General features: G+C 67.1%; 22 protein-coding genes and 1 riboswitch. Of the genes, 8 read left to right on the top strand and 14 right to left on the bottom strand.

What is annotated here, in order from left to right; genetic code table 11:
* Positions 1-228: 228 nt before the first annotated feature.
* The 5 genes from panE to ACQR03_RS30070 form a co-directional block, all read right to left on the bottom strand.
* Positions 229-1,152, bottom strand: a complete 924-nt coding sequence (panE, locus tag ACQR03_RS30090; protein ID WP_316201900.1) for a 2-dehydropantoate 2-reductase — start codon at positions 1,150-1,152, stop codon at positions 229-231.
* A 99-nt stretch (positions 1,153-1,251) separates the two neighbouring features.
* A complete protein-coding gene (locus ACQR03_RS30085; RefSeq protein WP_316173096.1) occupies positions 1,252-1,989 on the bottom strand; it encodes an SDR family NAD(P)-dependent oxidoreductase in 738 nt (245 codons plus the stop codon).
* A gap of 103 nt (positions 1,990-2,092) precedes the next feature.
* Positions 2,093-2,701, bottom strand: a complete 609-nt coding sequence (locus ACQR03_RS30080; protein WP_316201901.1) for a 2-hydroxychromene-2-carboxylate isomerase — start codon at positions 2,699-2,701, stop codon at positions 2,093-2,095.
* Between the two features lie 104 nt (positions 2,702-2,805).
* Positions 2,806-4,119 carry an MATE family efflux transporter gene (locus tag ACQR03_RS30075; protein WP_315716177.1) on the bottom strand — a complete coding sequence of 438 codons (1,314 nt, stop codon included), beginning with the start codon at positions 4,117-4,119 and terminating at the stop codon, positions 2,806-2,808.
* Between the two features lie 151 nt (positions 4,120-4,270).
* The gene (locus ACQR03_RS30070; RefSeq protein WP_316201902.1) at positions 4,271-4,843 is read right to left on the bottom strand and encodes a DUF2239 family protein; all 573 of its coding nucleotides are present in this window, start codon (positions 4,841-4,843) and stop codon (positions 4,271-4,273) included.
* 162 nt (positions 4,844-5,005) lie between these two features.
* Between ACQR03_RS30070 and ACQR03_RS30065 the strand changes: the two genes are divergently transcribed.
* Positions 5,006-5,671 (top strand): glutathione S-transferase family protein, encoded by a 666-nt coding sequence (locus ACQR03_RS30065; RefSeq protein WP_315715866.1) that lies wholly within the window; start codon positions 5,006-5,008, stop codon positions 5,669-5,671.
* 3 nt (positions 5,672-5,674) lie between these two features.
* Here ACQR03_RS30065 and ACQR03_RS30060 read toward each other — a convergent pair whose 3' ends face one another.
* On the bottom strand, positions 5,675-7,081 hold the full coding sequence (locus tag ACQR03_RS30060; RefSeq protein ID WP_434842116.1) for a serine hydrolase domain-containing protein: 1,407 nt from the start codon (positions 7,079-7,081) through the stop codon (positions 5,675-5,677).
* Positions 7,082-7,248: 167 nt separating this feature from the next.
* The gene (gene ggt, locus ACQR03_RS30055; protein WP_434842117.1) at positions 7,249-8,955 is read right to left on the bottom strand and encodes a gamma-glutamyltransferase; all 1,707 of its coding nucleotides are present in this window, start codon (positions 8,953-8,955) and stop codon (positions 7,249-7,251) included.
* Between the two features lie 169 nt (positions 8,956-9,124).
* Here ggt and ACQR03_RS30050 point away from each other — a divergent pair, with 169 nt between their 5' ends.
* Positions 9,125-10,534 carry an MFS transporter gene (locus ACQR03_RS30050; protein WP_434842118.1) on the top strand — a complete coding sequence of 470 codons (1,410 nt, stop codon included), beginning with the start codon at positions 9,125-9,127 and terminating at the stop codon, positions 10,532-10,534.
* 130 nt (positions 10,535-10,664) lie between these two features.
* Here the strand turns inward: ACQR03_RS30050 and purH are convergent, their stop codons facing one another.
* The 3 genes from purH to ACQR03_RS30035 form a co-directional block, all read right to left on the bottom strand.
* Complete coding sequence (gene purH, locus ACQR03_RS30045) at positions 10,665-12,257, bottom strand: bifunctional phosphoribosylaminoimidazolecarboxamide formyltransferase/IMP cyclohydrolase (protein ID WP_315825747.1); 1,593 nt, start codon at positions 12,255-12,257, stop codon at positions 10,665-10,667.
* Positions 12,258-12,280: 23 nt separating this feature from the next.
* Positions 12,281-12,361: riboswitch (ZMP/ZTP riboswitch) on the bottom strand.
* Positions 12,362-12,534: 173 nt separating this feature from the next.
* Complete coding sequence (locus ACQR03_RS30040; RefSeq protein ID WP_315825829.1) at positions 12,535-14,250, bottom strand: heparinase II/III family protein; 1,716 nt, start codon at positions 14,248-14,250, stop codon at positions 12,535-12,537.
* A 242-nt stretch (positions 14,251-14,492) separates the two neighbouring features.
* Entirely contained in the window at positions 14,493-15,845 is a 1,353-nt protein-coding gene (locus ACQR03_RS30035) for an RsmB/NOP family class I SAM-dependent RNA methyltransferase (protein WP_434842119.1), read from the bottom strand.
* A 195-nt stretch (positions 15,846-16,040) separates the two neighbouring features.
* Between ACQR03_RS30035 and ACQR03_RS30030 the strand changes: the two genes are divergently transcribed.
* On the top strand, positions 16,041-16,295 hold the full coding sequence (locus ACQR03_RS30030; RefSeq protein WP_434842120.1) for a DUF1674 domain-containing protein: 255 nt from the start codon (positions 16,041-16,043) through the stop codon (positions 16,293-16,295).
* Positions 16,296-16,379: 84 nt separating this feature from the next.
* Here ACQR03_RS30030 and ACQR03_RS30025 read toward each other — a convergent pair whose 3' ends face one another.
* Entirely contained in the window at positions 16,380-16,874 is a 495-nt protein-coding gene (locus tag ACQR03_RS30025) for a L,D-transpeptidase (RefSeq protein ID WP_409998633.1), read from the bottom strand.
* A 228-nt stretch (positions 16,875-17,102) separates the two neighbouring features.
* Positions 17,103-19,055: an acetate--CoA ligase gene (acs, locus tag ACQR03_RS30020; RefSeq protein ID WP_434842121.1), complete on the bottom strand. Its 1,953-nt coding sequence runs from the start codon at positions 19,053-19,055 to the stop codon at positions 17,103-17,105.
* Between the two features lie 378 nt (positions 19,056-19,433).
* Between acs and ACQR03_RS30015 the strand changes: the two genes are divergently transcribed.
* Positions 19,434-20,621 carry a DNA topoisomerase IB gene (locus ACQR03_RS30015; protein WP_315750595.1) on the top strand — a complete coding sequence of 396 codons (1,188 nt, stop codon included), beginning with the start codon at positions 19,434-19,436 and terminating at the stop codon, positions 20,619-20,621.
* A 12-nt stretch (positions 20,622-20,633) separates the two neighbouring features.
* Here ACQR03_RS30015 and ACQR03_RS30010 read toward each other — a convergent pair whose 3' ends face one another.
* The gene (locus tag ACQR03_RS30010) at positions 20,634-21,002 is read right to left on the bottom strand and encodes a hypothetical protein (RefSeq protein ID WP_434842122.1); all 369 of its coding nucleotides are present in this window, start codon (positions 21,000-21,002) and stop codon (positions 20,634-20,636) included.
* 482 nt (positions 21,003-21,484) lie between these two features.
* Here ACQR03_RS30010 and ACQR03_RS30005 point away from each other — a divergent pair, with 482 nt between their 5' ends.
* The 3 genes from ACQR03_RS30005 to ACQR03_RS29995 all read left to right on the top strand — a co-directional run bounded on the left by ACQR03_RS30005 (position 21,485) and on the right by ACQR03_RS29995 (position 23,705).
* The gene (locus ACQR03_RS30005) at positions 21,485-22,039 is read left to right on the top strand and encodes a fasciclin domain-containing protein (protein WP_315750597.1); all 555 of its coding nucleotides are present in this window, start codon (positions 21,485-21,487) and stop codon (positions 22,037-22,039) included.
* A gap of 215 nt (positions 22,040-22,254) precedes the next feature.
* Positions 22,255-22,908, top strand: a complete 654-nt coding sequence (locus ACQR03_RS30000) for a cytochrome b/b6 domain-containing protein (protein WP_434842123.1) — start codon at positions 22,255-22,257, stop codon at positions 22,906-22,908.
* A 14-nt stretch (positions 22,909-22,922) separates the two neighbouring features.
* Positions 22,923-23,705 carry a molybdopterin-dependent oxidoreductase gene (locus ACQR03_RS29995; RefSeq protein ID WP_434842124.1) on the top strand — a complete coding sequence of 261 codons (783 nt, stop codon included), beginning with the start codon at positions 22,923-22,925 and terminating at the stop codon, positions 23,703-23,705.
* A gap of 164 nt (positions 23,706-23,869) precedes the next feature.
* Here ACQR03_RS29995 and ACQR03_RS29990 read toward each other — a convergent pair whose 3' ends face one another.
* Positions 23,870-25,102 (bottom strand): YbfB/YjiJ family MFS transporter, encoded by a 1,233-nt coding sequence (locus ACQR03_RS29990; RefSeq protein WP_315750600.1) that lies wholly within the window; start codon positions 25,100-25,102, stop codon positions 23,870-23,872.
* A 212-nt stretch (positions 25,103-25,314) separates the two neighbouring features.
* Here ACQR03_RS29990 and leuB point away from each other — a divergent pair, with 212 nt between their 5' ends.
* Complete coding sequence (gene leuB, locus ACQR03_RS29985; RefSeq protein ID WP_315750601.1) at positions 25,315-26,427, top strand: 3-isopropylmalate dehydrogenase; 1,113 nt, start codon at positions 25,315-25,317, stop codon at positions 26,425-26,427.
* The last annotated feature ends 311 nt before the right edge of the window (positions 26,428-26,738 follow it).

Below are 26,738 nucleotides of genomic sequence, written 5' to 3'. Positions count from 1 at the left end.
GCCAAGGACCCAACGGCTTCCCGCCCACCATCATCATGGCAGACTTTCCAGACACAGGGACCCATACCGCGGAAGCTCGCGGAAGCTATCGAGGGACGTCGGTGAGAGTGACCTGCTTCACTACGGGCGGTGGCTATGGATCCCGGCGCGAGGCCGGGACGACATCGGAGTCTGTGGCGCCGTCGTGCCTGACCAACGGTTCGGCGAACACCGAGGCGACACCAAGAGCTACTTGTCCCGCTGAGCCTCATAGACCTTGAGCTGGGTATAGGCGATGCGCAGCCGCGGCACCGGGACCTTGGCCCCATCGGCGCGGGCGACGAGATCGCCGATGACGTGATCGGCCTCGACCGGCAGGCCGGCGCGGAGATCGCGGAACATCGAGGCGGTCATCGGTGATCCCTCCGCCGTGAGCATGCCGGAGACACGCTGGAAGAAGGCGCCAGCCGGAGGGTAGCCGGCGGCCGCAGCGGTGGCGCTGCATTCGTCGAGCATGCCGAGCAGGAAATCCTTGCCGCCCGGCGCGGTCAGGATCACGCCGACCGGCCCGCGCATCAAGGTGGTCGACGCGGCGAGCGAGGACAGGAACACCCACTTCTCCCACGTGTCCTGCATGATGTTCTCGCTGGCCGACGCATTGAAATTGCCGCGCTGGAAAATTTCGAAGATCGCGCGGACGCGCTCCGACGATCCGCCGTCGCGCTCGCCGAAGCTCAGCGACTGCATCGGCTGCAGCTGCACCACCTCGCGCTGTTCGTTCAAGGTCGCGGCGATGGCGCAGAGCCCGCCGAGCACGCGCGCGCGCCCGAACCTGGCGTCGAGCACGTCGAGGTGCTTCATGCCGTTGAGCATCGGAATGATCGCGGTGTCAGGTCCCACCGCCGGTGCAAACGAGCCGATCGCGTCGTCGAGATCGAAGGCCTTGCAGCTCAGCAGCACGACGTCGAAGTGTTGCTTCAAACCGTCCGCCTGCACCGTCGGCGGATTGGGCAAGGTGACGTCACCGGTCGGACTGCGGATCACGAGGCCGGCACTGGCGAGCTCAGCCGCGCGCCGCGGGCGGACCAGGAAGGTGACATCGGCTCCGGACTGCAGCAGCCGGCCGCCGAAATAGCCGCCGATGGCGCCGGCGCCGACGACGAGAATACGCATGGGTGGATCCTCCGTGAGCGGGCCGCATCATGCAGAAGCGAGTGGCGAATGGCGAGTAGCGAATGGGAATAGGCTCCATTCCCTATTCGCTATTCGCCTCTACCACTTCTCGCCAAACGGCCGGATCTCCATTTCGAAGGTCCAGGCGCTCTTCGGCTGCTGGTAGAGCTGCCAATAGGCGCCGGCAACCGAGGACGGCGGCATCAGCAGATCCGGATTGTCCAGCGCCTCCTGGCCCCAGAGCTGGGCGCGGCGCTCGCGCACCCAGGCGGTGTCGACGCCGGAATCGATGATCAGATGGGCGACATGGATGTTCTGCGGCATCAGTTCGCGCGCCATCGCCTGCGCCACCGCGCGAAGGCCGAACTTGGCGGAGGCGAAGGCCGCGAAGCCGGCGCCGCCGCGCAGCGACGCGGTCGCGCCGGTGAAGAAGATCTTGCCGCCGCCGCGCGGCAGCATCAGCCGGGCGGCCTCGCGCCCGGTGACGAAGCCGGCCCAGCACGCCATCTCCCAGACCTTGCGGAACACGCGGTCCGTCGTCTCGAGGATCGGGAAGTTGACGTTGGCGCCGACATTGAAGATCACGACCTCGAGCGGCGCATGCTTATCGGCGTCGTTGAGGAAGGCGGTGGTCTCGTCCTCCTTGCGGGCATCGAGCGAGCGCGCCACGATCCGCCCGCCGGCGCTCTCGACCTCCGCGACCAGCGGCGCGAGCTTGTCGCCATTGCGGCGGCCGGCGAACACCGTGAAGCCTTCGGACGCGAACTTCTTGACGATCTCCGCGCCGATGTAGTCGCCGGCCCCGACGACCGCAACGGTAGCGTTGCGCTGTTGCATGCTTGCTCTCCGTTCTCCCGAGGCGTCATTGCGAGCAGCGAAGCGACGAAGCCATCCAGTCCTTCGTCGTGGCTCTGGCTCGCTTCGCTCGCGATGACGGCGATTACCTGCCTAGGATGTAGTCCTCGACGTCGCGCAGCTGTTCCTTGCCGAAGAACATCTCGTTGCCGACGAAGAAGGTCGGCGAACCGAATGCGCCGCGCTCGACCGCGCGCTGGGTGTTCTCCACGAGCTTCGCCTTGACCTCGGGCTCCTGGGCGCGGGCGAACAGCTTGGCCCCGTCGAGCCCGGACGATGTGATCGCGGCGATCGCGATCTCGGGATCGTCCATCTTCTTCGGCTCGCGCCACATGTGGTGGAACGCCGCGTCGACATAGGCCTCGAACACGCCCTCGAGCTGGGCGGCGATGGCCGCGCGCATCAAGTTCAGCGTATTCACCGGGAAGTACGGATTCCAGACCCAGGGCTGCACGTGGTAGCGCTTGAGGAAGCGCTGCGTCTCGACCTCGTGGAACTCACGCTTGTTCTTGATGCCGGCGAGCGACTCGGCGGGCGACTTGTTGTTGGTCGCCTTGAAGATGCCGCCGAGCAGCACCGGGACATAATAGAACTGGACGCCGATCCGCTTCACGATCGCCGGGATCGCCTCATGGCTCAGATAGGCGTTGGGACTGCCGAAGTCGAACATGAATTCTGGCGCAGGACGGCTCATGGGCGGTCTCCTCGGTTTTTCACATTGTGGTCCAGCGCAGCAGCTCCGTCCAGGGTTTTATGACGGTCATCATATTCCAGCGGCCGGAAGACGCCGGTGGTGCGTCAGATCATCCGGCGCACCGTCCGCTTGCGCCATACCAGGAGATAATAGCTCATCTGCAGCAGCATCATCGCGGCGAACGTGATGGGATAGGCGAGCCAGACGCCGTCGAGCCCGATGCTGCGGCTGAGCCAGGTGGCGGCGGGCACCTCGATCGCGGCGATCGCAAACGCCGAGATCGCCAGCGGCATCCACACCGTCCCGGAGGCGCGCATCGCCGACGAGAACGTGATGGACATGCCGAACAGCACGGAGCTCCACAGCACGATATGCAGCGAATGCTGCGCCACCTCGATGACGGCAGGGTCGGTGATGAAGAAACCCATCAGCACCCGTGAGAACAGATAGCCGATCGCGACCAGGCCGCCGGTCAGCACCACGTTCATCTCGATGCCCGTCCGCACGATGTCGCCGATCTGCTCGGCCTGGCCGCGGCCGATCGCCTGGGCGCCGAAGATCGAGACCGAGATCGCGATCGACAGCGCCGGAAACTGCACATAGCCCAGCACCTGGTTGACCGCGCCATAGGCCGCCGTCGCGTCCGAGCCGAAGCCGTTGACGAGGCCGATCAGCACCATCTCGGCCAAGGACATCACGATCATGCCGATCGCGGCGGGGATGCCGAGCCGCAGCACCGCCCGCAGCAGCTTCGGATCAGGAAGCATGCCCTGCAGGAAGGCCGCATCGATCGCCAGCGGATGCTTGCGCCGGCGCAGATGGACGTGGAGCCAGGCCAGCGTGGTCAGGGTCGAGATCGCCGACGCCCAGGCGGCGCTGGCGACGCCGAGCACGGGCGCGCCGAGCCAGCCGCGGATGAAGACCGGGGTGAGCACCAGCCCGAGCGTCGTCGATGCGGCGAGCGAGGCCAGCGGCGTCACGGTGTCGCCGACGCCGCGCATCTGCGACGACAGCAGGATGTAGGCGAAGGTCAGCGGCATCGTGATCATCATGATGCGGGCATAGCCCGCGGCGGCATCGAGGATGTTGGCGGGCGTGGCGAGCGCGGTCAGCAATTCGCGGCTGAACAGGCCGCCGAGCACCGCGATCAGGCCGCCGAGCAGCAGCGCAATGGTCAGCGTCGTGCCGGCGACCTGCTTCACCTTGGCGGGCTCGCCGGCGCCCCAGGCCTGTCCGATCAGAACGCCGGCGCCCGAGCCGAGGCCCATGACGAAGGAGACGAAGAAGAACATCGCCGGGAAGAACACCGAGACCGCGGCGAGCGCATCGACGCCGATCATCTGGCCGAGATAGACATTGTTGATGGTGCCGAACAGCGATTGCAGCGTGTTGCTCAGCATCATCGGAACGACGAACATCAGGAACGGCTTGCGCAGCGAGGCGGTTGGCGGCGACACGGCATGGTTCTCCGTCGACCGCTCTTCATTCGGAGCACGGTCGCGTTGCGAGGAATTGGAATGAGAGCGGCCGCGAACGGCCGCTCCCGCTGGCTGTTGAAATCAGCCGATCTCAATCGGCCCTGTGGCGATTTGCGAGCGCCACCGCATGGTCGCGGATGTCGGCCGGCCAGTCCGCGATCAGCGCGGCGAAGCGGCCGAGATCGCCGGCGAACAGCGCCCGGGAGGCCTCCTCGAATTGCGGCAGGTTGCTACCGATCCCCGACATGAAGTGATAGGCCGCGTCGCGCGCCTCGCGGGCGCGGTCGGTGTCGCCGCTGACGCGGCGGGCCTCGTGGACCAGCTTGCGCAGTGCCACCGAGGCGCCGCCCGGCTGCGCGTTCAGCCAGTCCCAGTGCTGCGGCAGCAAGGTGACCTCGCGGGCCACGACCCCGAGCTTCGGCCGGCCGCGGCCGCGCGGCCCGCTCGTCGGCTGGTCTGCGACCGCGCCGGCGTCGACCGGCAGGCGCGCCAGGATCTCCCGGTCGCTGCCGCGCAGATCGAGGTCGATCGGCTGCCCGGTGCGGTCGTTGAAGATCACGATCGGCTCGGTGTTCGGCGCGGCGTGTTTCAGCACCAGCGCCACCTTGGGCAGCGGCCCGGCGGCGACCCGGGTCTGGCCGGCAAACGCGGTGAAAGTGTCCATGGCTTGGTCCCTGTGATGCACCTAATAAGATCCGGGTGAAATTAAAGTCAATATTACCCGGATAATTATTGTGGCCGCCTCCAGCGCCGAGGACGCCTCGCCGAACCCGTCCTGTCCTGCTACGGAACGGCGCCCGCCACCCGATCCGTCCCTGGGAACCCCATGCTGACCGTTCACCACCTCAACAATTCCCGCTCGCAACGCGTGCTCTGGCTGCTCGAGGAGCTCGGCGTGCCCTACGAGATCATTCGCTACGAGCGCCAGCCGGACATGCGCGCGCCCAAGGAGCTGCGCGCCATCCATCCGCTCGGCAAGTCGCCCGTGATCACCGACGACGGCAACACGGTCGCGGAGTCCGGGGCGATCGTCGAATATCTGATCGAGACCTATGGCGAGGGACGGCTGATCCCGCCGCCGAAGACGCCGGAGCGGCTGCGCTATTCGTACTGGCTGCACTACGCCGAGGGTTCGGCGATGCCGCTGCTGCTGCTGAAGCTGCTGTTCAACATCATGCCGAAGCGCGCGCCGGCGCTGCTCCGTCCGATCGTGCGCAAGGTGTCGAACCAGGCCTTGAGCACGCTGGTCAATCCGCAATTGAAGCAGCACATGGCGTTCTGGGAAAGCGAGCTGCAGAAGAGCGAGTGGTTTGCGGGCGATTCGTTCACCGCGGCCGACATCCAGATGAGCTTCCCGCTGCAGGCGGCGGCATCGCGCGGCGGCCTGGAGCAGGGCCACCCGCGGGCGATGGATTTCCTCGCCCGCATCGAGGCACGGCCGGCCTACAAGATCGCGCTGGAGAAGGGCGGGCCCTACGAGGTCGGCCGCTGACCGCTATTTGGCGGCCGTCGCCGGCGCCGCGGTCGCCGCAATCACCTCGCGCACCAGCCGGGCGACGCCTTTGATGTCGCCGTCCGGATCCACGGAATCGCCGAGCCGGACCACCACCATGCGCTGGCTCGGCATGATCACGAGCCGCTGGCCGAGCAGGCCGAAGGCGAAGAACGCGTCGGCCGGGATGCCGGCGCGCGCCCGTCCCAGCGCGTGAAAATGCTGGCTGCGGTTCGTCCACAGTCCCGCGCCATAGTCGGTGTCCAGCGTCGCGGTCGCCGACATCGCCACCCAGCCCTCGGGCAGGATGCGCTTGTCCCCGGCGACGCCGTCACCGAGATAGAGCAGCCCCAGCTTCGCCCAGTCGCGCGCGCTCGCCAGCATGTTGCCGTAACCTTGCAGCGTGCCGGTGCCGTCGAACTGCAGCGTCGCGCTGCGCATGCCGAGCGGATGGAACAGCTCGCGCCACGCGAGTTCGATCGCCTGCTCGGGACCGCCGGCGGCATCGCGGATGATGCGTGCCAGGATCTGGGTGCTCGCGCTCGAATAGGCCCAGCGCTGGCCGGGCGGCGCGATCAGCGGCGCATGCACCGCGAACGCCGCCATGTCGCGGTGGATATCCATCTGGCTCGACGGGTCGAAGCCGGAATTGGTCTCGTCCAGCGCCAGGCCTGATGTCATGCGCATCAACTGCTCGATGGTGATGTCGTGGCGCGGATCTCCGGCTTCGCGCCATTCCGCGACCGGCGCCGGGACCGACGGGCTCAGTCTGCCCTGCCGGGTGAGGATGCCCAGCAGCGCATTGGTGACCGTCTTGGTCATCGAGAAGCCCAGGAGCGGCGTATCGACGCCGATGTTCGGCGCATAGCGCTCCGCGATCAGGCGACCGTCCTTGACGACGACGACCGCCTTGGTGCGGCGGAACGGCGGGTTGGCCGGCTCCTCGAAGGCGTGATCGAGCGCCGCCTTCAGCGCGGGATCGCTGGGCTCCACTGCAGCGCCTTCCGCCAAGTCGGGCAACGCGGGAGCGGGCGCCGCGGCACGCAGCGCAGCGACGTCGGTGTGAGGCACGTAAGGCGGCTTCTGGCCCTGGAGCGTCACGCAACCGAGACCGTCATGATACGTGGCCCGGGTGGCGTGCAGGCCGAGCAGCGACGCCTCCACCATGCGCATGTCCGGCTCCACCCGGTAGCGCATCACGGCCCGCAGCCGGCGCAGACCGGGCCGTTCCATGGTCTCCGCAAACACCGTTTGCGGATCGAAGCCGGAGACGTAGGTCTTGGCGCAGATCATCTCGGCGACCGCGCTGGTCGCGACGCGCAGCGCCCGGTCAGGCCGATAGGTGAGCCACCCCGCCACCAGCAGGGCCGCAAACACCAGCAGACCGACCACGAATCTTCGCAAATGCACCAGAACGTCCGACACCGTCTCGCGGGCGAGCCTCGCTGCGCCCCGGTATGCTTCTAACGCGCCTCGGTCACCACGCCAACGGAGGGAAGCGGGTGCGGGGCCCCGCCGGGCGGCGGCAAATCGTCATCCGGGGCCGCGATGTCCGACATCGCCTGGGAACCGGCGCCTCAGCGCCCGGCTGCGGTGGCGCCCTTGCTGCGCGGATCCGGCGCGCCGACGAATCCATCCGACGTCACCAGGATGGAGTTGGCCGAAGTCCGTCCCATCGGCTCCTCGAGCTTGTGACCTCGGGCGCGCAGACCGGCGAGCACGTCCTCGGCAAAACCCTTCTCGATTCGGACCTCGTCGGGCATCCATTGGTGATGCAGGCGAGGCGCGGTGACGGCCTGGCGGACGTCCATCCGATAGTCGAGCACGTCGACGATCACCTGCAGCACGGTCGAGATGATGCGGCTGCCGCCCGGCGAGCCGGTGACGAGCACGGGCTTGCCGTCCTTCAGCACGATGGTCGGCGACATCGACGATAGCGGCCGCTTGCCGGGGCCGGGCAGATTGGCCTCGAAGCCGACCAGGCCGAAGGCATTCGAGGCGCCGGGCGCGGCGGTGAAATCGTCGAGCTCGTTGTTGAGCAGCACGCCGGTGCCCTCGGCGACGAGGCCGACGCCATAGGGGAAGTTCAGCGTGTAGGTGTTGCTGACGGCATTTCCGTCATTGTCGACGACCGAAAAATGCGTGGTGTTGCTGCCCTCCCGCAGCGGCGTGGTGTTGAGCACGTCGCCGGCACTGGTGGCGTGGGCGGGATCGATCCCGGCGCGCTGGCGCGCGGCATAGTCCTTCGACAGCATCGCGCGCACCGGCGCGTCGACGAAGGCGGGGTCGCCGAGATAGCGCGCGCGGTCGGCATAGGCGCGCTTCATCGCCTCGATCAGCAGATGCAGCGAGGCGGGCGAGCCCTGCTTCAGCTCAGCGAGCGGAAAGCCCTCGAGGATGTTCAGCATCTCGACCAGCACGGTGCCGCCCGAGGACGGCAGCGGCATCGACACGATGTCATAGCCGCGATAGGTGCCGCGCACCGGCGTGCGCAGCACCGGCTGGTAGGCCTTGAGATCGTCCGCTGTCATGATGCCGCCGGCATCCTGGATCGCCTTGGCGAGCTGGTCGGCGACCGGCCCTTCATAAAATCCGCGCGGGCCCTGCTCGGCAATGGCGGTGAGCGTCGCCGCCAGATCGCGCTGGATCAGCCGGTCTCCTTCCCTCAGCACCGTGCCATCGGGACGGATGAAGATCGCGGCCGTCGATTTCCACTTTGCCAGCCGCGGCGCCATCATCGGCAGCGTCACGGCGACGTCGTCGGCGACGGGGATGCCGTCGCGTGCCAGCACGATCGCCGGATGCAGCACCTGCGCCAGCGTGAACTTACCCGAGCCGTATTTCTCCAGCGCCAGCGCGAGACCTGCCACCGATCCGGGCACGCCGATCGACAGCGCCGAATCGCGTGACTTGACGTTGTCGGGCTTGCCATCGGCGCCGAGGAAGATGTCGCGCGTGATCGCGGCGGGACCGGTCTCGCGATAGTCGATTGCCACGTCCTCGTTGGTCTTGGCGATGTGGATGACCATGAAGCCGCCGCCGCCGATGTTGCCGGCAACGGGATAGGTCACGGCCATCGCAAAGCCGGTGGCAACGGCGGCGTCGACCGCGTTGCCGCCCAGCGCAAGGATGCGCTGGCCGACTTCGGCTGCGATCCGCTCCTGCGCCACCACCATGCCATGTGCGGGCGGCTGCGCCGGCGCGGTGATACCGGGTGGCTGCGGGATATCAAAGGTTTGCGAATCCAGCGCCCGCGCGGGCAGGCAGCCGGCCAGCAACAGCATGAAACCCGCAAGGAGCCGTCGTCGATCAATCGTGAACGTGGTCATCGCAATTCTGCCGTTGCTGACATCCGCCTGGGATCGTCAGATGTTATAGGGCCGCGTCGCCGGCGTAAAACGCAACGCTGTGATCGTCGCGAGATGCGACGCTGTGATTGCAGAGGATTTTCGAATGGCCGTCATCACGATCGAGACCTCTGGCCCTGCCGACGGCCGAATCTATCCCGGGCGCGCGGCCGTCGTCAGCTGGATCTTCTTCGATTGGGCGGCGCAGCCCTATTTCACGCTGATCACGACCTTCGTCTTCGCGCCCTATTTCGCGGCGCATGTCGCGCCGGACGCGGCGAGCGGCCAGGCGCTGTGGGGCTTTGCGACCGCCGCGGCCGGCATCGTCATCGCGCTGCTGTCACCGGTGTTCGGCGCCATCGCCGATGCCACCGGGCGCCGCAAGCCGTGGATCGCGGCGTTCGGCGCGATGCTGGTGATCGGCGCCTCGCTGATGTGGATCGGGCGTCCCGGCGCGCCCGAGCTGATCCCGCCGCTGCTCGCGGCCTATGTGATCGCCACCATCGGGGTTGAGTTCGCCACCGTGTTCAACAACGCGATGATGCCGACGCTGGTGCCGCCGGAACGCATCGGCCGGCTGTCCGGCACCGGATGGGCCACCGGCTATGTCGGCGGCATCCTCTCGCTCGTCATCGTGCTCGGCTTTCTCGCCGCCAATCCCGACAGCGGCCGCACGCTGTTTGGATTCAAGCCGCTGTTCGGGCTCGATCCCGTGAGCCATGAAGGCGACCGCATCTCCGGTCCGCTCACCGGGCTCTGGTTCATCGTGTTCGTATTGCCGATGTTCCTGTTCACACCGGACTTTCCGGCGCGGCACCGGCTGGGCGCGGCCGTGGGCGAGGGGCTTGGTCAACTGAAGCAGACGCTGCGCAGCCTGCCGCAGCAGCGCGACGTTGCGCTGTTTCTCCTCGCCAACATGATCTACACCGATGGGCTGGTGTCGCTGTTCGCTTTCGGCGGCATCTATGCCGCCGGCACGTTCGGCTGGAACACGATCCAGATCGGCACCTTCGGCATCATCCTCGCCGCCGCCGGCACGTTCGGCGGCTGGCTCGGCGGCAAGCTGGATGACTTTCTCGGGCCGAAGCGCGTGATCGCCGGCAGCATGACGCTGCTGCTGCTCGCGATCATCGCGATTCTCATGGTGAGCCGTGATTCGGTTCTGTTCATTTCGGTTACGCCGGCCGTGCCGGGCGGCCCGCTGTTCGCTTCGCTGCCGGAGCGCGCCTATCTCTTGCTCGGCTGCGTCATCGGCGCCTGCGGCGCGCCGCTGCAGGCGGTCTCGCGCTCGCTGCTGATCCGCATGGTGCCGAAGGAGCGCGTGGCGCAGTATTTCGGTCTGTTCGCGCTCACCGGCAAGGTGACGTCGTTCATCGGCCCGCTGCTGATCGGCATCATCACCGCGGCCACCGCGAGCCAGAAGGCGGGCATGGCCGTGCTGGTGCTGTTCTTTGCGGTGGGGCTAGTGTTGCTGGCGCGGGTGAATGCAGGTGGTCGTGCGGGGCAGGGCGCCTGAAACTTGCTCCGCCGTCATTCCGGGGCGCCCGCAGGGCGAGCCCGGAATCCATACTCACGATCGTGGTTATGGATTCCGGGCCTGCGCCTTGCGGCGCATCCCGGAATGACGGCGGAGATTGTGGGCGCAATCAGTGCCGGAAGTGCCGCACGCCGGTCAGCACCATGGCGATGCCGTGCTCGTCGGCCGCCTTGATGACCTCGTCGTCCTTCACGGAGCCGCCGGGCTGAATGACCGCGGTGGCGCCGGCCTCGATGCAGGCGAGCATGCCGTCGGCGAACGGAAAGAACGCGTCGGAGGCGACCACCGATCCCTTGGTCAGCGGCTCGGCGAGCTTGAGCGCGCTGGCCGCATCCAGCGCCTTGCGCGCGGCGATGCGCGCCGAATCGACCCGGCTCATCTGTCCCGCGCCGATGCCGACTGTCGCCGACTCCTTGGCGTAGACGATGGTGTTCGACTTGACATGCTTGGCGACGCGGAAGGCGAAGCGCAGGTCGCGCAGCTCGGCTTCGGTGGGGGCGCGCTTGGTCACCACCTTCAGCTCCATGTCATCGACGACAGCATTGTCGCGGCTCTGCACCAGCAGGCCGCCGGCCACGGTCTTGGCGGTGAGGCCGGCTTCGCGCGGATCGGGCAGGGCGCCGGCGAGCAGCAGCCGCAGCTTCTTGCGCGCTGCGATCACCGCGATCGCCTCCTCGGTCGCGTCGGGCGCGATGATCACCTCGGTGAAGATGCCGGTGATCGCGTGCGCCGTGGCGGCATCGAGCTTGCGGTTCATCGCGATGATCCCGCCGAACGCCGAGGTCGAGTCACAGGCCAGCGCCTTCTGGTAGGCGGTGACGAGATCGGGCCCTTCGGCGACACCGCAGGGATTGGCGTGCTTGACGATGACACAGGCGGCGGTGCGCGCCGGGTCGAACTCGGCGATGCACTCATAGGCCGCGTCGGTGTCGTTGATGTTGTTGTAGGACAGCTCCTTGCCTTGCAGCTGGCGCGCGGTGGCGACGCCGGGACGGCGGCCGGGCAGCGCGTAGAAAGCGGCGTGCTGGTGCGGGTTCTCGCCATAGCGCAGCGACTGGATCAGCTTGCCACCGAAGGCGCGGTAATCGGGCGCGTCGTTCTGGATGGTGGCGGCGAACCAGTTGGAGATCGCGGCATCATAGGCGGCGGTGCGCGCATAGGCCTTGGCGGCAAGCCGGCGGCGCAGCAGCAGCGTGGTCGAACCCTCATGCCGCGCCAGGTCGTCCAGCACGGCGTGATAGTCGTTGACGTCGACGACGACGGCGACGTCCTCGTGGTTCTTCGACGCCGCGCGGATCATCGCCGGGCCGCCGATGTCGATGTTCTCGATGCAGTCGTTGAACGGGGCGCCGCGTTCGACCGTGGCCTCGAACGGGTAGAGATTGACGACGAGCAGATCGATCGGCGCGATGCCGTGGGTCTTCATCGCCTCGGCATGCTCATCATTGCCGCGGATCGCGAGCAGTCCGCCATGCACCTTCGGATGCAGCGTCTTGACGCGGCCGTCCATCATCTCGGGAAAGCCGGTGAGGTCGGAGACGTCCTTCACCTTGAGGCCGGCATCGGCAATCGCCTTGGCGGTGCCGCCGGTCGAGACCAGCTCGATGCCGCGCGCGGCGAGCGAGCGGGCGAAGTCGACCAGGCCGGTCTTGTCGGATACGGAAAGCAGGGCACGGTGAACGCGACGAAGCTGATTGGTCATGGGCAGAGTCCTTGTGCAGGAGTTCAAAATGCCCAGGCGCACGGCGTCAAATCCCGCGCTCCCCGATGGTGCTCCATCCAAAGTCGCCAGTCGCGCGAGAGCGGGCCTCATATCAGCTTTTGCCGCCCGCGACAACGGGTGGCCGATCGAACGATCACCTTGGCCGCACGTCTCACGATGAGCCGCCCGAACGTCGGCCGCGTTCCGAGGGCCCGCCGAAGGCGGACGTCTCGACGGACGGTGATGTGAGATGATCTGAGAAGCGAGAGCCAGGGTGTTACAGCGGCAGCTCAGGCTCTCTCCGCCCGTTGCGGCGCCCGTTGGTCTCGGTCGGGGACGTCGACGAGCGGACGAAGCTCCAGCGGATCGACGGGGCCTGCTGCGCGTCCTGCCGGATCACCAGTTGCGTGGTGCGGCGCGGACCGTCATTGCCGGCGAGAAACACGCTGTCCTCGAGGTCGACGCGATCGTCGAACGTCTCGAACGTCCAGACCTCGCGATTGGGTAGCACCAGCATGGCGCCGCGGCCGTCGCTGAGCCGGCTGGCCTTGACGGCCGGGTGCAGGTGGAAGCGCAGCGCGTAGTCCGATCCGCCGCCGCGGAGCCGCGCGCCCTGCGCCGGCGTCACGGTGTCCTCGCCGTCGAGCCGCGAGCCGTCCTCGGCCGCCACCAGCACGCGACGATGGATCAGGCCGAATTTCGCCGCGTAGCCGTTGTGCGAGGTCGACAGCACGGTGCCGTCGGGCACGATCTCGCGGAAGTTCTCGACCCGCGTCGGACCCGATACGATCGGCGCGCCGTGCAGCAGGCGCTTCATCGCCGACATCTCGACGAAGGTGCAGGACGAGGTGTTGTGGTAGGTCAGCGTCGAATGTGCCACCGTGCTGCGCGCAAAGGCGCGCCAATTATCGCGGCCGGTCGACGGCATGCCGCAATTGATCACGATGCGGCACGGTCCGGAGGACATCTCGAAGGCGAGGCAGCCGGCATGGGCCTCATGGCTCAGATGCGGTGGCGGCGGCGGACCGGTATCGACGATCACCGTCATCGGTCCGGCGTCGAGCCGCTGGAAACCGGAATGCGGCATGCTCGCCATCGGCGTGCCGTGGGTGTCGTCGTAGGCGAGCAGGGTCGCCAGCAGGTCGGACGGGGTGCCGCCCATGCCATTGAACAGCGCCATGTTGCCGTCGCCGTGGCGGAAGAAGCGCAGCATCGGCATCATGCGGTCGATGGCGTTGAGCAGCGCCGGCGGCGGGGCGATGTTGCGGGCCGCAAACGTCTGCCGCAGCGGCAGCAGGTCGATCAGCAATTCGATCAGCGCGCCCGGGTTGCGCGAGACGTGGCCGCCATCGGGCAGGATCTGCCGCTGCAATTCGTCGGAGAGTTTCCGGGTCGCGCTGCGGATGTGCTTGGCCTGGTTGGCGAGGCACAGCGCGGCGTAACACAGTGCGATCAGCACCTGCAGCCGCGGCGCGCCATCCGGGATGTCGATCGTCGAATAGCGCAGATAGCGGATCTCGCGGGTCAGCCCGCGCAGATAGCGGCGATAGAACTTGCCGTCGGAATCGGCCAGCACCAGCGGCGCCTGCGACAGCAGCGAGATCACCCGCCGCGCCAGCACGTCGGCGCGCCGGCTCAGCGGATGGCGGCCGATCTGGTTGGTGATCCAGTCGTCGACCAGAGCACGGGCATTGGCGCGGGTCAGCGCGGTGTCGGCTGCGCGCAGATGTCGCAGCCAGCCGAAGCCGAGCAGGGCCACCTCCCAATCCTCCGACGGCGGCTCCAGGTCGAAGATCGAGCGGCCATGGCAGGTCACGATCTTGCCGGCGAAGACGAAGCGGCCGGCGTAGATCTCGGCCGCCCGCGTCGCGTCCGACGTGCGCAGGTCATGCGGCGCAATGATGAGTCGGTCGGCGCGACCGGGCCACAACCCGGACACGGATACCGATACACCGCTGACGTTGGACATCAGGCTGCGCGCAAAGCGGCCCATCACCAGCGTCGATATGCGTCTGCGTTGAGCGGCGGACACGCCAAGCCTTGGATTCAGAGGGGGATTCGGTTGCGCATCCTTCATAGATCGCAACTGCCGCCGATACACCATTTTTGGCCCCGGTGCAGCACCATCGCGGGACCAGAATCTGGTGCAAAATCAGGATTTAACGGACTAACGCAACGCCGACGCCCTTAAAGCCCGACCGACGCAGGGCCGGCGCACGGCGCACGATGACACGCTCACGGCCGCCGCTCCAGTCTCGCCGCATAAAAACCATCGAGACCGCCGAGCCGGGGGTCCTGGTGCGGCAAATGGCAGGGCAGCGTGCGCAAGTCGCCGGCCGGGGTGACCAGCTCTGCCAGTCCCGCCACCTCGCCGGCGGTGACGGGGACGCGGCGCAGCTCGGTGGTTTGGGCCAGCACGCGCTCGACCACCTGCTCGCCCTCCTCGGGCTCCAGCGAACAGGTGCAGTAGACCAGGGTTCCGCCCGGCTTGATCAGGCTGCCCGCCCTGGTCAACAGCCGCGCCTGCAAGCCCGACAACGCGGCGATGTCGGCCTCGCTGCGCAACCAGCCGACGTCGGGATGACGCCGAATCGTGCCGGTCGAGGTGCAGGGCGCATCGAGCAGCAGGCCGTCGAAGCCGCCGCTGTCGGCGGGCTGCCATTCGGCGGCGTCGGCCACGACCGTCTCGGCGGTCAGCTGCAGCCGGGTCATGTTGTCCTTCAGCCGGTTCATCCGGGCCGGCGACCGGTCGACCGCGGTGACGCGGGCGCCGGCATGGGCGAGCTGAGCCGTCTTGCCGCCTGGCGCCGCGCAGAGGTCGGCGACGGCCTTGCCGCTGATGTCGCCGAGCAGGCGCGCAGGCAAGGCGGCGGCGGCGTCCTGCACCCACCATTGTCCCTCGGCGAAGCCCGGCAGCACCGTCACCGAACCATGCAGCACGGTGCGCACGGTGCCGGTCGACAGCACCTCGCCATGCAGCCGCGACGCCCATTGCGCCGGGTCCGACTTCACCGTGAGGTCGAGCGACGGCTCCTGGCCGAGCGCCGCGGCGATGTCCCTGGCGGTCGCTTCGCCATAATGATCGATCCAGCGCTTGAGCAGCCAGGGCGCGATGTCGAGCGGCTGACCGGTGGCATCGTCGAGCAGGGTTGCGCCCTCGCGCGCGCAGCGCCGCAGCACCGCGTTGACGAGCCCGGCATATTTCGCTGCGCGGCGGTCGGCCTGCACCAGGCGGACGGAGAGGTCGACGGCGGCGTGGTCAGGAACGTCCATCCAGAGGATCTGGGCGGCGCCGATCAGCAGCGCGCTCTGCGCCCGCGGCGCGTCGGTCGGCACGCCGCGATCCAGCAGCCGCGACAGCACGTGACCGAGCGTTCCAAGCCGCCGCAAGGTGGTGGCGACCAGCCGCCGCATCAGCGCGCGGTCGCGGTCGGCCAGATGCTTCAGTCCGGGATGTGCGCCGGTCCCGTCGAGCTGATCGTCGAGGGTGCGATGCTTGTGCAGCACGCCGTCGACCACGTCGGCGGCGATGCGCCGTGCCGCCAGGCCTGGGACTTCGGAAGGGGTCGCAAAACGCGGCGGAGGCATGCCTGGGAATTACTCGCGAAAGAAGAAAGGCAGTTCCGCGACCATCGGGTGCATGCCATCAGCTTGCGGGTCCTCTGTCACCGGAATATGCCAAATGTAAGAATCGGCTCTGCTTTTATTAGCCCTGTTTTTTCATGGGTGGGCACACGATCTGATGAGGTCGGGAACGAACCGGTTCAGCGGTGGAATGGTACGATGAGTAACGAGCCCAAGAGCGAGTCCAAGAGCGGGCCTGAGACCAAGCCCGCATTGTCGGTGGTCGCCAGCAACGAAGCGCCGCGCAAGCCGCTTTCGCCGGCTGCGCAACGCGCGCTCGCCGAAGCCGAGGAGCGCCGCCGTCTGGCGGCCGAGCAGGCGAAGCCGGTGCCGAAAGAACTGCAGGGGCCGAAAGGGCCGGAGCCGACCCGGTACGGCGACTGGGAGAGAAAGGGAATCATCTCGGACTTCTGACGGGATCTCCGCGCGCGGCTTGCGTTGTTCGGCGCCGGGGTTGCCGGTCCCGCGTTCTCCGCACTCGCGTATCGCAGCGGTGACTCAGCGCGTGACCACCACCGTCGTGCCGATCGACACGCGCTCGTAGAGGTCGGTGATATCCGGGTTGAGCATGCGGATGCAGCCGTAGGACACGTAGCCGCCCACCGAATTCGGCACGTTGGTGCCGTGGATCGCATATTCGCCGCCGGCGAGCGTCAAGGCGGCAACGCCCATCGGATTGCGCGGCGAGCCGCCGGGAATGACGTCCGGCAGCTCCGGCTTGTCGCGCTTGACGTCGGCGGGCGGAGCCCAGGCCGGATTCTTGTACTTGCCGTCGATCTTGGTGGTGCCGGCCCATTGCCGGCCGGCCTTGCCGACGCCGACCGTGTAGCGCAAGGCGTGGCTGCCATCGAGCACGAGATAGAGTTTCCGCTCGCCGGTCCTCACGACGATGGTGCCCGGCGAAAAGTCGCCGGCGACGGCGACCAACTCGGGACGGGCCGACGCAGAGCCGGCCGTCGTGACCATGGTTCCGATCACCGACGCGGCCAGCATCGCCGCCTTCATTGCCAGCCTGACCGCCCCAGTCCGCATGGTCATCCCCTCAGCCGATTCCGCGGCGCCTGCTCCCCGGCCGGGAGCACGCAGATCGCATGAGGAAAGGAAAACTCTGTCTGCGAGTAAATGACCTGAAAACAACACTCCCGCGGAATCAGCCGCGGGAGTGCGATGAGACTTGACGATTGCGGCGAACGCGCTTCGCGCCCGCGGGGCACGGCGTGCTTACGCCTGCTTCTCCTTGCGGTTCTGCCGGTGCTGGACGAGATCATCGACCACGCCGGGATCGGCAAGGGTCGAGGTGTCGCCCAGCGCGCCCGGCTCGTCCTCGGCGATCTTGCGCAGGATGCGGCGCATGATCTTGCCGGAGCGGGTCTTGGGCAGGCCGGGGGCGAACTGGATCTGGTCGGGCGAGGCGATCGGGCCGATCTCCTTGCGCACCCAGGCGACGAGCTCCTTGCGCAGCTCCTCGGTCGGCTGCTCGCCGGCCATCAGGGTGACATAGGCGTAGATGCCCTGGCCCTTGATGTCGTGGGGATAGCCGACCACGGCGGCTTCCGACACCTTGGGATGGGCAACCAGCGCGCTTTCCACCTCGGCCGTTCCCATGCGGTGGCCGGAGACGTTGATGACGTCGTCGACGCGGCCGGTGATCCAGTAATAGCCGTCGGCGTCGCGGCGACAGCCGTCGCCGGTGAAGTACTTGCCCTTGTAGGTCGAGAAGTAGGTCATCTCGAACCGGGCATGGTCGCCATACACCGTGCGCATCTGGCCCGGCCAGGACCGGGTGAGGCAGAGATTGCCCTCGGTCGCGCCTTCCAGCGTCTTGCCGTCGGCATCGACGATCTCGGGCACGACGCCGAAGAACGGCCGCGTCGCGGAGCCCGGCTTCAGCCGGGTCGCGCCCGGCAGCGGCGTGATCAGGATGCCGCCGGTCTCGGTCTGCCACCAGGTGTCGACGATCGGGCAGCGGTCGTCGCCGACGACGCGGTGATACCACTCCCAGGCTTCCGGATTGATCGGCTCGCCGACCGAGCCGAGCAGGCGCAGAGACGCGCGCGAGGTCTTCTTCACCGGCGCGTCGCCGCCCTGCATCAGCGCGCGGATCGCGGTCGGCGCGGTGTAGAAGATGTTGACCTTGTGCTTGTCGATGACGTTCCAGAACCGCGAATTGTCCGGATAGTTCGGCACGCCTTCGAACATCAGGGTGACGGCGCCATTGGCCAGCGGCCCATAGAGGATGTAGCTGTGACCGGTGACCCAGCCGACGTCGGCGGTGCACCAGTAGACGTCGCCCTCGTGGTAGTCGAACACGTATTGATGCGTCATCGCGGCGTAGACGAGATAGCCGCCGGTGGTGTGCAGCACGCCCTTGGGCTGGCCGGTCGAGCCCGAGGTGTAGAGGATGAACAGCGGATCCTCCGCATTCATCGGCTCGCACGGGCATTCGGTCGTCACCATCTCCGCGGCCTCGTGGTACCAGAGGTCGCGGCTCGGATTCATCTCGACCTTGCCGCCGGTGCGCTTGACCACGACGACCCAGTCGACATTGTCGACCTTGTTCAGCGCTGCGTCGACATTGGCCTTGAGCGGCACCTTGCGGCCGCCGCGCAGGCCCTCGTCGGCGGTGATGATGATCTTGGAATCGCAGTCCTTGATGCGCTGGGCGAGCGAGTCCGGCGAGAAGCCGGCGAACACCACCGAGTGGATGGCGCCGATGCGGGCGCAGGCCAGCATCGCATAGGCGGCCTCCGGGATCATCGGCAGATAGATGGTGACGCGGTCGCCCTTCTTGACGTTGCGGTTGCGCAGGATGTTGGCCATCCTGCACACCTCGTCGTGCAGCTCGCGATAGGTGATGTGCTTCGACTGCGAGGGGTCGTCGCCTTCCCAGATGATCGCGGTCTGGTCGCCGCGGGTGGCGAGATGGCGGTCGATGCAGTTATAGGCGGCGTTGAGGACGCCGTCCTCGAACCATTTGATCGAGATGTTGCCGGGTGCGTAGGAGACGTTTTCGATTCTCGTCGGCGCCTTGACCCAATCGACGCGCCTGGCCTGCTCGGCCCAGAAGCCGTTGGGGTCCTTGATCGAGCGCGCGTACATCTCCTGGTACTTCGCGTCGTCGACAAAGGCGCGTTTCGCCCACTCGGCCGGAACGTCGTAGATCTTCTCGGACATTTCACACCCTCCACATGCGGCCTGCCGTCGATCCCGCGCAGGCCATCGTTGTTCCCACTATGCGTCCGCGTAACCGGCGGCGACAAGGCAAGACAAGTAGGACCTTCGGCGGGGAGGCGGTCTGAGCAGGATCAAAGAATTGTGCGCGGAGGTTGCGTGCGCCGGCCGCGCCTCGGAGGTCCCTACAGTCTGCAGCATCAAGGTTACCCGGAATCGGGGCGTGTACCGGTATTTTGAAACCGCTTTGCCCAAAATTAGGGACTCGCTATCCGGCCCGTCACGCCCTAAATCGCCTTGAAGCTGTGGATAACCCGGCCGGAACCAAACCGGACTCCGGGGCATTGAGCGGATGAAAACGACGGCAGGGCGTCTAAAGCAATGATGGACCAGCAGAATTTCGAGAGCCCGCGGGTCGGCCCGGCCGATCCCGAGGTCGCGCTCGCGAAAGCGCTGGGCCAGTGGCCGCCCAAGCCGCCGCGCCGCAAGCTGAGCTTGAAGGATCTGGCCCACGCCAAGACCGCCGACGCGCAAGGCAATGCCAAGACCTCGGTCGAGGAACTCGCCAAGCGCATCGGGCTGAAGCTCGGCGACCAGACCGCGCTGACCATCCGCCGCATCAGGCGGGGCAAGAGCTATACCTTCATCCGCGCCAACGGCACCCCGATCCGCCACGCCGGCACCATCCGCCGCCTGCATGCGATGGCGGTGCCGCCGGCCTATCGCGAGGTGCGCTACGCCCCCGATCCGAACCTGCATCTGCAGGCGGTTGGCGTCGATGCCGCCGGCCGGCTGCAATACCGCTATCACGCCGACTGGGAGAAGGTGCGCGAGCATCGCAAGGCGCATCGCCTCGCCAAGCTGGTCGGCGCGCTGCCGCGCATCCGTCGCGCGGTGTCGAAACATCTCGCCGGCGACCAGCCGACGCGCGAGTTCGCGCTCGCTGCTGTCATCGAGCTGATCGCGCGCACGGCCATTCGCCCCGGCAACGAGTCCTATGCCCGGCTGAACGGCACGCGCGGCGCCACCACACTGTTGAAGTCGAACGTCACGCTCGAGGATGACTCCCTGGTGCTGACCTTCAAGGCCAAGGGCGGCAAGGCCGTGCGCAAGGAATGCGACGCCGCCAAGCTGGTGCGGGCCGTCGGCATTTTGCGCGGCGTGCCCGGCCGCCGCATGTTCCAATACCGCGACGCCCAGGGCGTGGTGCGCGCCGTCTCGACCACGCAGGTCAACGCCTTCCTGCGCGAGATCGCCGGCATCAAGATCTCGCTGAAGGATTTCCGCACGCTGATGGCCTCCGCCGTGGCGCTGGAGACCTTGTCGCGGATCACGCCGGCGGCGAGCGCGCGCGGCCGCAAGAAGCAGATCCTGGAAGCGATCCGCGCCGCCGCCGACGAGCTCACCAACACGCCGGCGATCTGCCGCAAGAGCTACGTGCACGACACCATCGTCACGGCGTTCGAGGACGGCATCCTCGAACGCTTCGCCGCCACCATGAAGGGCCAGCGCTCGCAGACGCGGCGCGAGCAATTGCTGGCGCAGGTGGTGACGGCGGTCTCGGCCTGACGCCGCAATTCATCAAGCCTGGCAGCGCGGCCCGATCTTGGCCGACGCAAGGAAGCGGGCGATCGGATCGAGCTGCCGGCACGGCGCCGCCGCGCTCTTCACCGGCGCGGCCTCGCGCTTGGCCGGCCGCAGCACGGTCGACTTGCTGGCCGGCTTGGCGCGGCGGGCAGCCGACGCACCACGTCCCTCCGCGCGCACGGCCCGCGAGAGCAGCGGCAGGCGCGCGCCTTCGTTGAGATCGAGCGGCGGTGTTTCGAAACTGCGATCGGTCTCGTTCAACGTATCAACGCCGGGAATGGGCTCGCGGATCAGCGACGACGTCGCTTCGCCCGCGATGTCGCCGGGCGATACCGCGGCAAGCACCATCTTCGTTGCAAGCAAGCAGCAGATTATCACGAGGCAGAACCCCGCAATCCAGATCGTTCTGTTCACTGTAGGAAACCCCCGCCGATCGCGCCGGACAGTGCAGGACATCCCCTTCCCGCAGCCGGCGCCGTGCCGACCAATCAACCTTAAGAAAGTCTTACTCGCAATGTTTTCGGCAGGTTCGGCCGGGCTCGGCTCGCATTGTAGTTAATGGCGACGATGATCGGTCATCGGCGTCGGCCAATGACCGACAGAGAGCTGATCAGTTCGCAGCAGGCTGCGACATTGCGGCGCGGATCTCGTTCAATGAGTCGGTGAGACGATCTCGATCGCCGCAGGTTTCACGGATCACGTTAAATTATGCGCCGAAACTCGCTTCCGAACGCGGCGTAGCTCGGCCTGACACGACGCAAGAGCGCATCCGCTCAAGATCAGCATCGGTGTCGCAGTCGAACTCATCACGCGGCTCTGCCGCCGCCTTTCATAGGGAGCTACCCATGTCCAAGCGCATTGCCTTTCTCGCTGCCGCCGCCTTCAGCGCGCTGTCGCTGACCTCGACCTTCGTCGCGCCGGCGCGCGCCGAGGAGAAGACCGTGATGGTCGGAGGCGCGGCGATGTATCCGTCGAAGAACATCGTGCAGAACGCGGTCAACTCGAAGGATCATACGACGCTGGTCGCCGCGGTGAAGGCCGCCGGCCTCGTGCCGACGCTGGAAGGCAAGGGTCCGTTCACGGTGTTCGCGCCGACCAATACCGCGTTCGGCAAGCTGCCGGCAGGCACCGTCGACAGCCTGGTCAAGCCGGAGAACAAGGCGACGCTGACCAAGATCCTCACCTATCACGTCGTGCCCGGCAAGCTCGAGGCCTCCGACCTGAAGGACGGCCAGATGCTGAAGACGGTCGAGGGCGAGCAGCTCACCGTCAAGCGAGAGGGCAAGAACGTCATGATCGTCGACGCCAAGGGCGGCACCTCGATGGTGACGATCCCGAACGTCAACCAGTCGAACGGCGTCATCCACGTGGTCGACACCGTGCTGATGCCGGCGTCCTGAGGCCCGGCGCGACACCGGACACATCCGTTTCTTCCTCCTCCTCGCGGATGTGACCAGGAGCGAGCCGGGCCGCCCCCGGCTCGCTTTTTTGTGAACGCGATAGTTTCTGCGTATCGTTTTGATCGGCGCCGCGGTGTAACGGAGCCCGCCGAGCCGGCGTATAATTGGCGTGACGAATGCAAGCGACGTAAATGCAAGCGACGGAGCCGACCGCCATGACGAGCGCCACCACCAGCGCCCCTTCGACCCTCGCGGCGACCGGGGGACCTGTAACCGGAGTCGCGACCAAGGTCGTTCAGCCGGCCTGGGTGCGCGTCATGCATTGGATCAACGCCGTCGCAATGATCATGATGATCATGTCGGGCTGGCAGATCTACAACGCCTCGCCGCTGTTCGACTTCCGCTTCGACCGCAGCTTCACGCTCGGCGGCTGGCTCGGCGGCGCGCTGCTGTGGCACTTCGCGGCAATGTGGCTGCTGATGCTGAACGGCCTTGCCTATCTCGTCACCGGTCTCGCCACCGGCCGGTTCCGCCGCAAGCTGCTGCCGATCTCGCCGGCGTCCGTCGTCGCCGACCTCAAGGCCGCGCTGACCTTCAAGCTCGCCCATGACGACCTCACCGTCTACAACGCGGTGCAGAAGCTGCTCTATCTCGGCATCATCTGCGTCGGCATCGTCGTCGTGCTCACGGGCCTGTCGCTGTGGAAGCCGGTGCAGCTGCACTGGCTGGTGAGCCTGTTCGGCGACTATCCGGCGGCGCGCTACGTCCATTTCGTCTGCATGGCGCTGATCTGCGCCTTCCTGGTGATCCACATCCTGCTCGCGCTGCTGGTGCCGAAGAGCCTGCGCGCGATGATCATCGGCCGCTGAGAGGAGAGACAACCATGGCGAAACGTCCGTTCCTCATTCCCGGCGTCGACAAGCGGCTCCTGATCAAGGACTCGCTGAAGGTGATGCCCGATCTCACGCGGCGCCGCTTCATCACCGGCGGCGCCAGCCTCGGCGCGCTGACCTTGCTCGCCGGCTGCGACGTCGTCGACGGCGACACCGCCGAGGAGCTGCTCAAGAAGGTCTCGAAGTTCAACGACGCGGTGCAGGCCTGGATGTTCAATCCGGATGCGCTGGCGCCGACCTTCCCGGAGAGCGCGATCACCAAGCCGTTCCCGTTCAATGCCTACTACACGCTCGACGAGGCGCCGGAGATCGACGCCGCCGACTGGAAGCTCGAGGTGCGCGGCCTCGTCGACAACAAGAAGTCGTGGACGCTCGATGAGCTGCAGGCGCTGCCCCAGGTGACGCAGATCACGCGCCACATCTGCGTCGAGGGCTGGAGCGCGATCGGCTCCTGGACCGGCACGCCGCTGCGCGACTTCCTCACGCTGATCGGCGCGGATATCAGTGCGAAATATGTCTGGTTCAACTGCGCCGACAAGGACGGCTACAACTCGCCTCTGGACATGCGCACCGCGCTGCATCCGCAGACCCAGATGACCTTCAAGTTCGCCGACCAGATCCTGCCGCGCGCCTACGGCTACCCGATGAAGATCCGCGTGCCCACCAAGCTCGGCTTCAAGAACCCCAAATACGTCGTCGCGATGGAAGTCACCAACGACTACAAGGGCGGCTACTGGGAGGATCAGGGGTACAATTCGTTCAGCGGGAGCTGATCTCCCGCCAATCGAGCCCGGATGGCGGCCGCAATCTCCGCTGTCGTCCCTGCGAACGCAGGGACCCATAACCACAGGCCGTGATGAGGCAGGCAACTACCAGCCAGATTCCTCGATAGCGTCCGCGGTAGGGGTCCCTGCGTTGGCAGGGACGACACCGTCGATCAGGCTCGATCGGCGCGTTTCAACTTCCCCTGCAGCGCCGCCATTGCCGCGCCCAACAGCAACAGCGCCGCCGACACATTCAGCGCATAGGTCAGGCTTCCCATCGCATCCGTGATCGCGCCGACCGCGAACGGACCCAGCGTCTGGCCGATGCCGAACACGATGGTCAGGGCCGCGATGGCGCGTGACCATGCGGCCTGCGGCAGGTTGAAGCGCACGAACGCGGTGGTCGCCGTCGTGACGGTCGAGAACGCGACGCCGAAGATCGCGGCGGACAGTGCCAGCATCGCCGGCGAATGGCTGAGCGCCGGCAGTGCGGCGCCGATGGCGTTGACGGTGAGGATGATCGCGGCCGGCCTCCCACCGCGGTCCAGCGCGATCACGCGGCGCCACACCCAGGGCGTGGTGAAGCCGGCCAGCCCGATCAGGCACCAGAATGCCGATTGCGCGGCGGCGCCGCCGCCGAGGTCGCGGACATAGGCGATCATGAAGGTGAGATAGGCGATATAGCCGGCGCCATAGAGGAAGTAGCCGAACAGATAGATCGTCATCGGCCGCAGCGACACCGGGGCTGCGCCGCCGCCGGGCACGGCCGCCATCGCCGGGATCGGCGTCAGCAGCAGCGGCAGGATCAGCACGCAGCCAAGCGCGGTCAGCGCCAGCCAGACGATCCACCACGAGCCAGGCCCGAACGCCTGCAGCACGAACGGCGCCACCAGGCCGGAGGCGACGATGCCGAGCGGCGGTCCGGCATAGAACAGGCTGAGGATGAAGCTCGCCTGGGCCGGCCGCGATTGCGCGATCCGCGCCGCCAGCGTGCCGCCGGCGACGAAGGCGACGCCCGCGCCGATGCCGGTGATCAGCCGCGCCAGGCTGAGCGCGACGAAGTCGCCGGTCAGGGCGCAGACCGCGAGCGAGGCCAGCGCCGCCAGGGTTCCGCCGCGCACCGTCGCCGGTGCGCCGATGCGGCCGATCAGACGCGACGCGATCAGGGCGCCGATCAGATAGCCGGCGGCGTTCACGGTGTTCATGAAACCCGCGGCCGAGTACGACCAGTGCAGCGAATCGCGCATGTCGGGCAGCACCAGCGCATAGGCGAAGCGGCCGATGCCGAGGCCGACGATGGGCCCGAGCGACAGCGTCAGGTTCAGCCGCGCCGGATGGGCCGGAGGCGGATCGGGCGTGGGATTCAGCAAGACATGCTCCGGCGCGGCGATCGTCCGGCAGTCCATGCTCTCCAGCGGCGATCCCGGAGAACATAGCAGCTCGGCGCGCCGGTCCAGAAGACGTGTGGCGGCAATGGTGGCTTGCCAACCATGCAGGAGGGCTTTAGCACTCCCGCGGATTTTCGTTCCCGTCATTGCCGGTCCGTCCGGCGATCCGGCCAGGAATGCCGGATGCCCGCGCAACGCCGGGCATGACAAGCCCCGTGAGGACAACGACCATGGCGACCCAGAAGCTCCTTTTGCTGCCCGGCGACGGCATCGGCCCCGAAGTGATGGCCGAGGTGAAGCGGCTGATCGGCTGGCTCAACGCCAAGGGGCTGGCCTCGTTCGAGACCGAGGACGGTCTGGTCGGCGGCGCCGCCTACGACGCCCATGGCGCCTCGATCTCGGAAGCCGACATGGACAAGGCCAAGGCGGCGGATGCCATCATCTTCGGCGCCGTCGGCGGTCCGAAGTGGGACGGCGTTCCCTACGAGGTCCGCCCGGAGGCGGGCCTGCTGCGCCTGCGCAAGGATCTCGGCCTGTTCGCCAATCTGCGTCCGGCCGTGTGCTATCCGGCGCTCGCTGATGCCTCCAGCCTGAAGCGCGAGATCGTCGAGGGCCTCGACATCATGATCGTGCGCGAGCTCACCGGCGGCGTGTATTTCGGCGAGCCCAAGACCATCACCGATCTCGGCAACGGCCAGAAGCGCGCCGTCGATACCCAGGTCTACGACACCTATGAGATCGAGCGCATCGCCCGCGTCGCCTTCGACCTCGCGCGCAAGCGCCGCAACAAGGTGACGTCGATGGAGAAGCGCAACGTCATGAAGTCGGGCGTGCTCTGGAACGAGGTCGTCACCGCGGTTCACAATCGCGAATACAAGGACGTCACGCTCGAGCACCAGCTCGCCGATTCCGGCGGCATGAATCTGGTCAAGTATCCGAAGATGTTCGACGTCATCGTCACCGACAATCTGTTCGGCGACATGCTGTCGGACATCGCGGCGATGCTGACGGGATCGCTCGGCATGCTGCCGTCGGCTTCGCTCGGCGAGGTCGACGCCAAGACCCACAAGCGCCGCGCGCTGTACGAGCCGGTGCACGGCTCGGCGCCGGACATTGCCGGCAAGGGTCTCGCCAACCCGATCGCGATGCTGACGTCGTTCGGCATGGCGCTGCGCTACTCCTTCGACATGGGCGCGCTCGCCGATAAGCTCGACGCCGCCATCGCCGCCGTGCTCGCCTCCGGCCTGCGCACCGCCGACATCAAGGCCGAAGGCTCGACCCCGGCCTCGACCGCGCAGATGGGCGAGGCGATCATCAAGGAGCTGGAGAAGCTCACGGCGTAGTTGGAGCCGAGGTTCCGCCGCGCCGAAGGTGCACTCCCCTCCCCGCAAGGGGGAGGGGGGCTCACCGTCGTTGTCGAGATAGCGCAAATTCAACGCACGACGTGTTCGATCGCGCCACCGGGCGCGTCGTTGCTATTCCGCGGTCGCGTCCTGCAGGCGCATCGCAAGGCCTGTCGATTTTACCTATAGACTTTCATCCCCGGATGAATAGCCTGACCCCAACGCCGCGCCATTGAATGGACGCGGGCTCGCACGCGTTCGACATGATGCGTGCGAAGGCCGGGGAGGATGAATGTGATCGCGCTTGCGAT

Origin of the sequence: Bradyrhizobium sp. HKCCYLS3070, assembly GCF_051167575.1 — a bacterium.
In the GTDB taxonomy this organism is placed as follows: Bacteria; Pseudomonadota; Alphaproteobacteria; order Rhizobiales; family Xanthobacteraceae; genus Bradyrhizobium.
Note: the sequence above shows the minus strand (reverse complement) of the source record. Positions and strands in the feature narration are given on the sequence as shown.

Bases quoted from the DNA above. Each gene is read 5' to 3' on its own strand.
- ACQR03_RS30035 (WP_434842119.1), bottom strand. From the start codon at position 15,845: ATGCCTCCGCCGCGTTTTGCGACCCCTTCCGAAGTCCCAGGCCTGGCG.
- ACQR03_RS30015 (WP_315750595.1), top strand. From the start codon at position 19,434: ATGATGGACCAGCAGAATTTCGAGAGCCCGCGGGTCGGCCCGGCCGAT.
- panE (WP_316201900.1), bottom strand. From the start codon at position 1,152: ATGCGTATTCTCGTCGTCGGCGCCGGCGCCATCGGCGGCTATTTCGGC.
- ACQR03_RS30065 (WP_315715866.1), top strand. From the start codon at position 5,006: ATGCTGACCGTTCACCACCTCAACAATTCCCGCTCGCAACGCGTGCTC.
- ACQR03_RS30070 (WP_316201902.1), bottom strand. From the start codon at position 4,843: ATGGACACTTTCACCGCGTTTGCCGGCCAGACCCGGGTCGCCGCCGGG.
- ACQR03_RS30075 (WP_315716177.1), bottom strand. From the start codon at position 4,119: ATGTTCGTCGTTCCGATGATGCTGAGCAACACGCTGCAATCGCTGTTC.
- ACQR03_RS30050 (WP_434842118.1), top strand. From the start codon at position 9,125: ATGGCCGTCATCACGATCGAGACCTCTGGCCCTGCCGACGGCCGAATC.
- ACQR03_RS29990 (WP_315750600.1), bottom strand. From the start codon at position 25,102: ATGGACTGCCGGACGATCGCCGCGCCGGAGCATGTCTTGCTGAATCCC.
- ACQR03_RS29995 (WP_434842124.1), top strand. From the start codon at position 22,923: ATGGCGAAACGTCCGTTCCTCATTCCCGGCGTCGACAAGCGGCTCCTG.
- leuB (WP_315750601.1), top strand. From the start codon at position 25,315: ATGGCGACCCAGAAGCTCCTTTTGCTGCCCGGCGACGGCATCGGCCCC.
- purH (WP_315825747.1), bottom strand. From the start codon at position 12,257: ATGACCAATCAGCTTCGTCGCGTTCACCGTGCCCTGCTTTCCGTATCC.
- ACQR03_RS30040 (WP_315825829.1), bottom strand. From the start codon at position 14,250: ATGGGCCGCTTTGCGCGCAGCCTGATGTCCAACGTCAGCGGTGTATCG.
- ACQR03_RS30005 (WP_315750597.1), top strand. From the start codon at position 21,485: ATGTCCAAGCGCATTGCCTTTCTCGCTGCCGCCGCCTTCAGCGCGCTG.
- ggt (WP_434842117.1), bottom strand. From the start codon at position 8,955: ATGCTGTTGCTGGCCGGCTGCCTGCCCGCGCGGGCGCTGGATTCGCAA.
- ACQR03_RS30080 (WP_316201901.1), bottom strand. From the start codon at position 2,701: ATGAGCCGTCCTGCGCCAGAATTCATGTTCGACTTCGGCAGTCCCAAC.
- ACQR03_RS30025 (WP_409998633.1), bottom strand. From the start codon at position 16,874: ATGCTGGCCGCGTCGGTGATCGGAACCATGGTCACGACGGCCGGCTCT.
- ACQR03_RS30085 (WP_316173096.1), bottom strand. From the start codon at position 1,989: ATGCAACAGCGCAACGCTACCGTTGCGGTCGTCGGGGCCGGCGACTAC.
- ACQR03_RS30000 (WP_434842123.1), top strand. From the start codon at position 22,255: ATGACGAGCGCCACCACCAGCGCCCCTTCGACCCTCGCGGCGACCGGG.
- acs (WP_434842121.1), bottom strand. From the start codon at position 19,055: ATGTCCGAGAAGATCTACGACGTTCCGGCCGAGTGGGCGAAACGCGCC.
- ACQR03_RS30030 (WP_434842120.1), top strand. From the start codon at position 16,041: ATGAGTAACGAGCCCAAGAGCGAGTCCAAGAGCGGGCCTGAGACCAAG.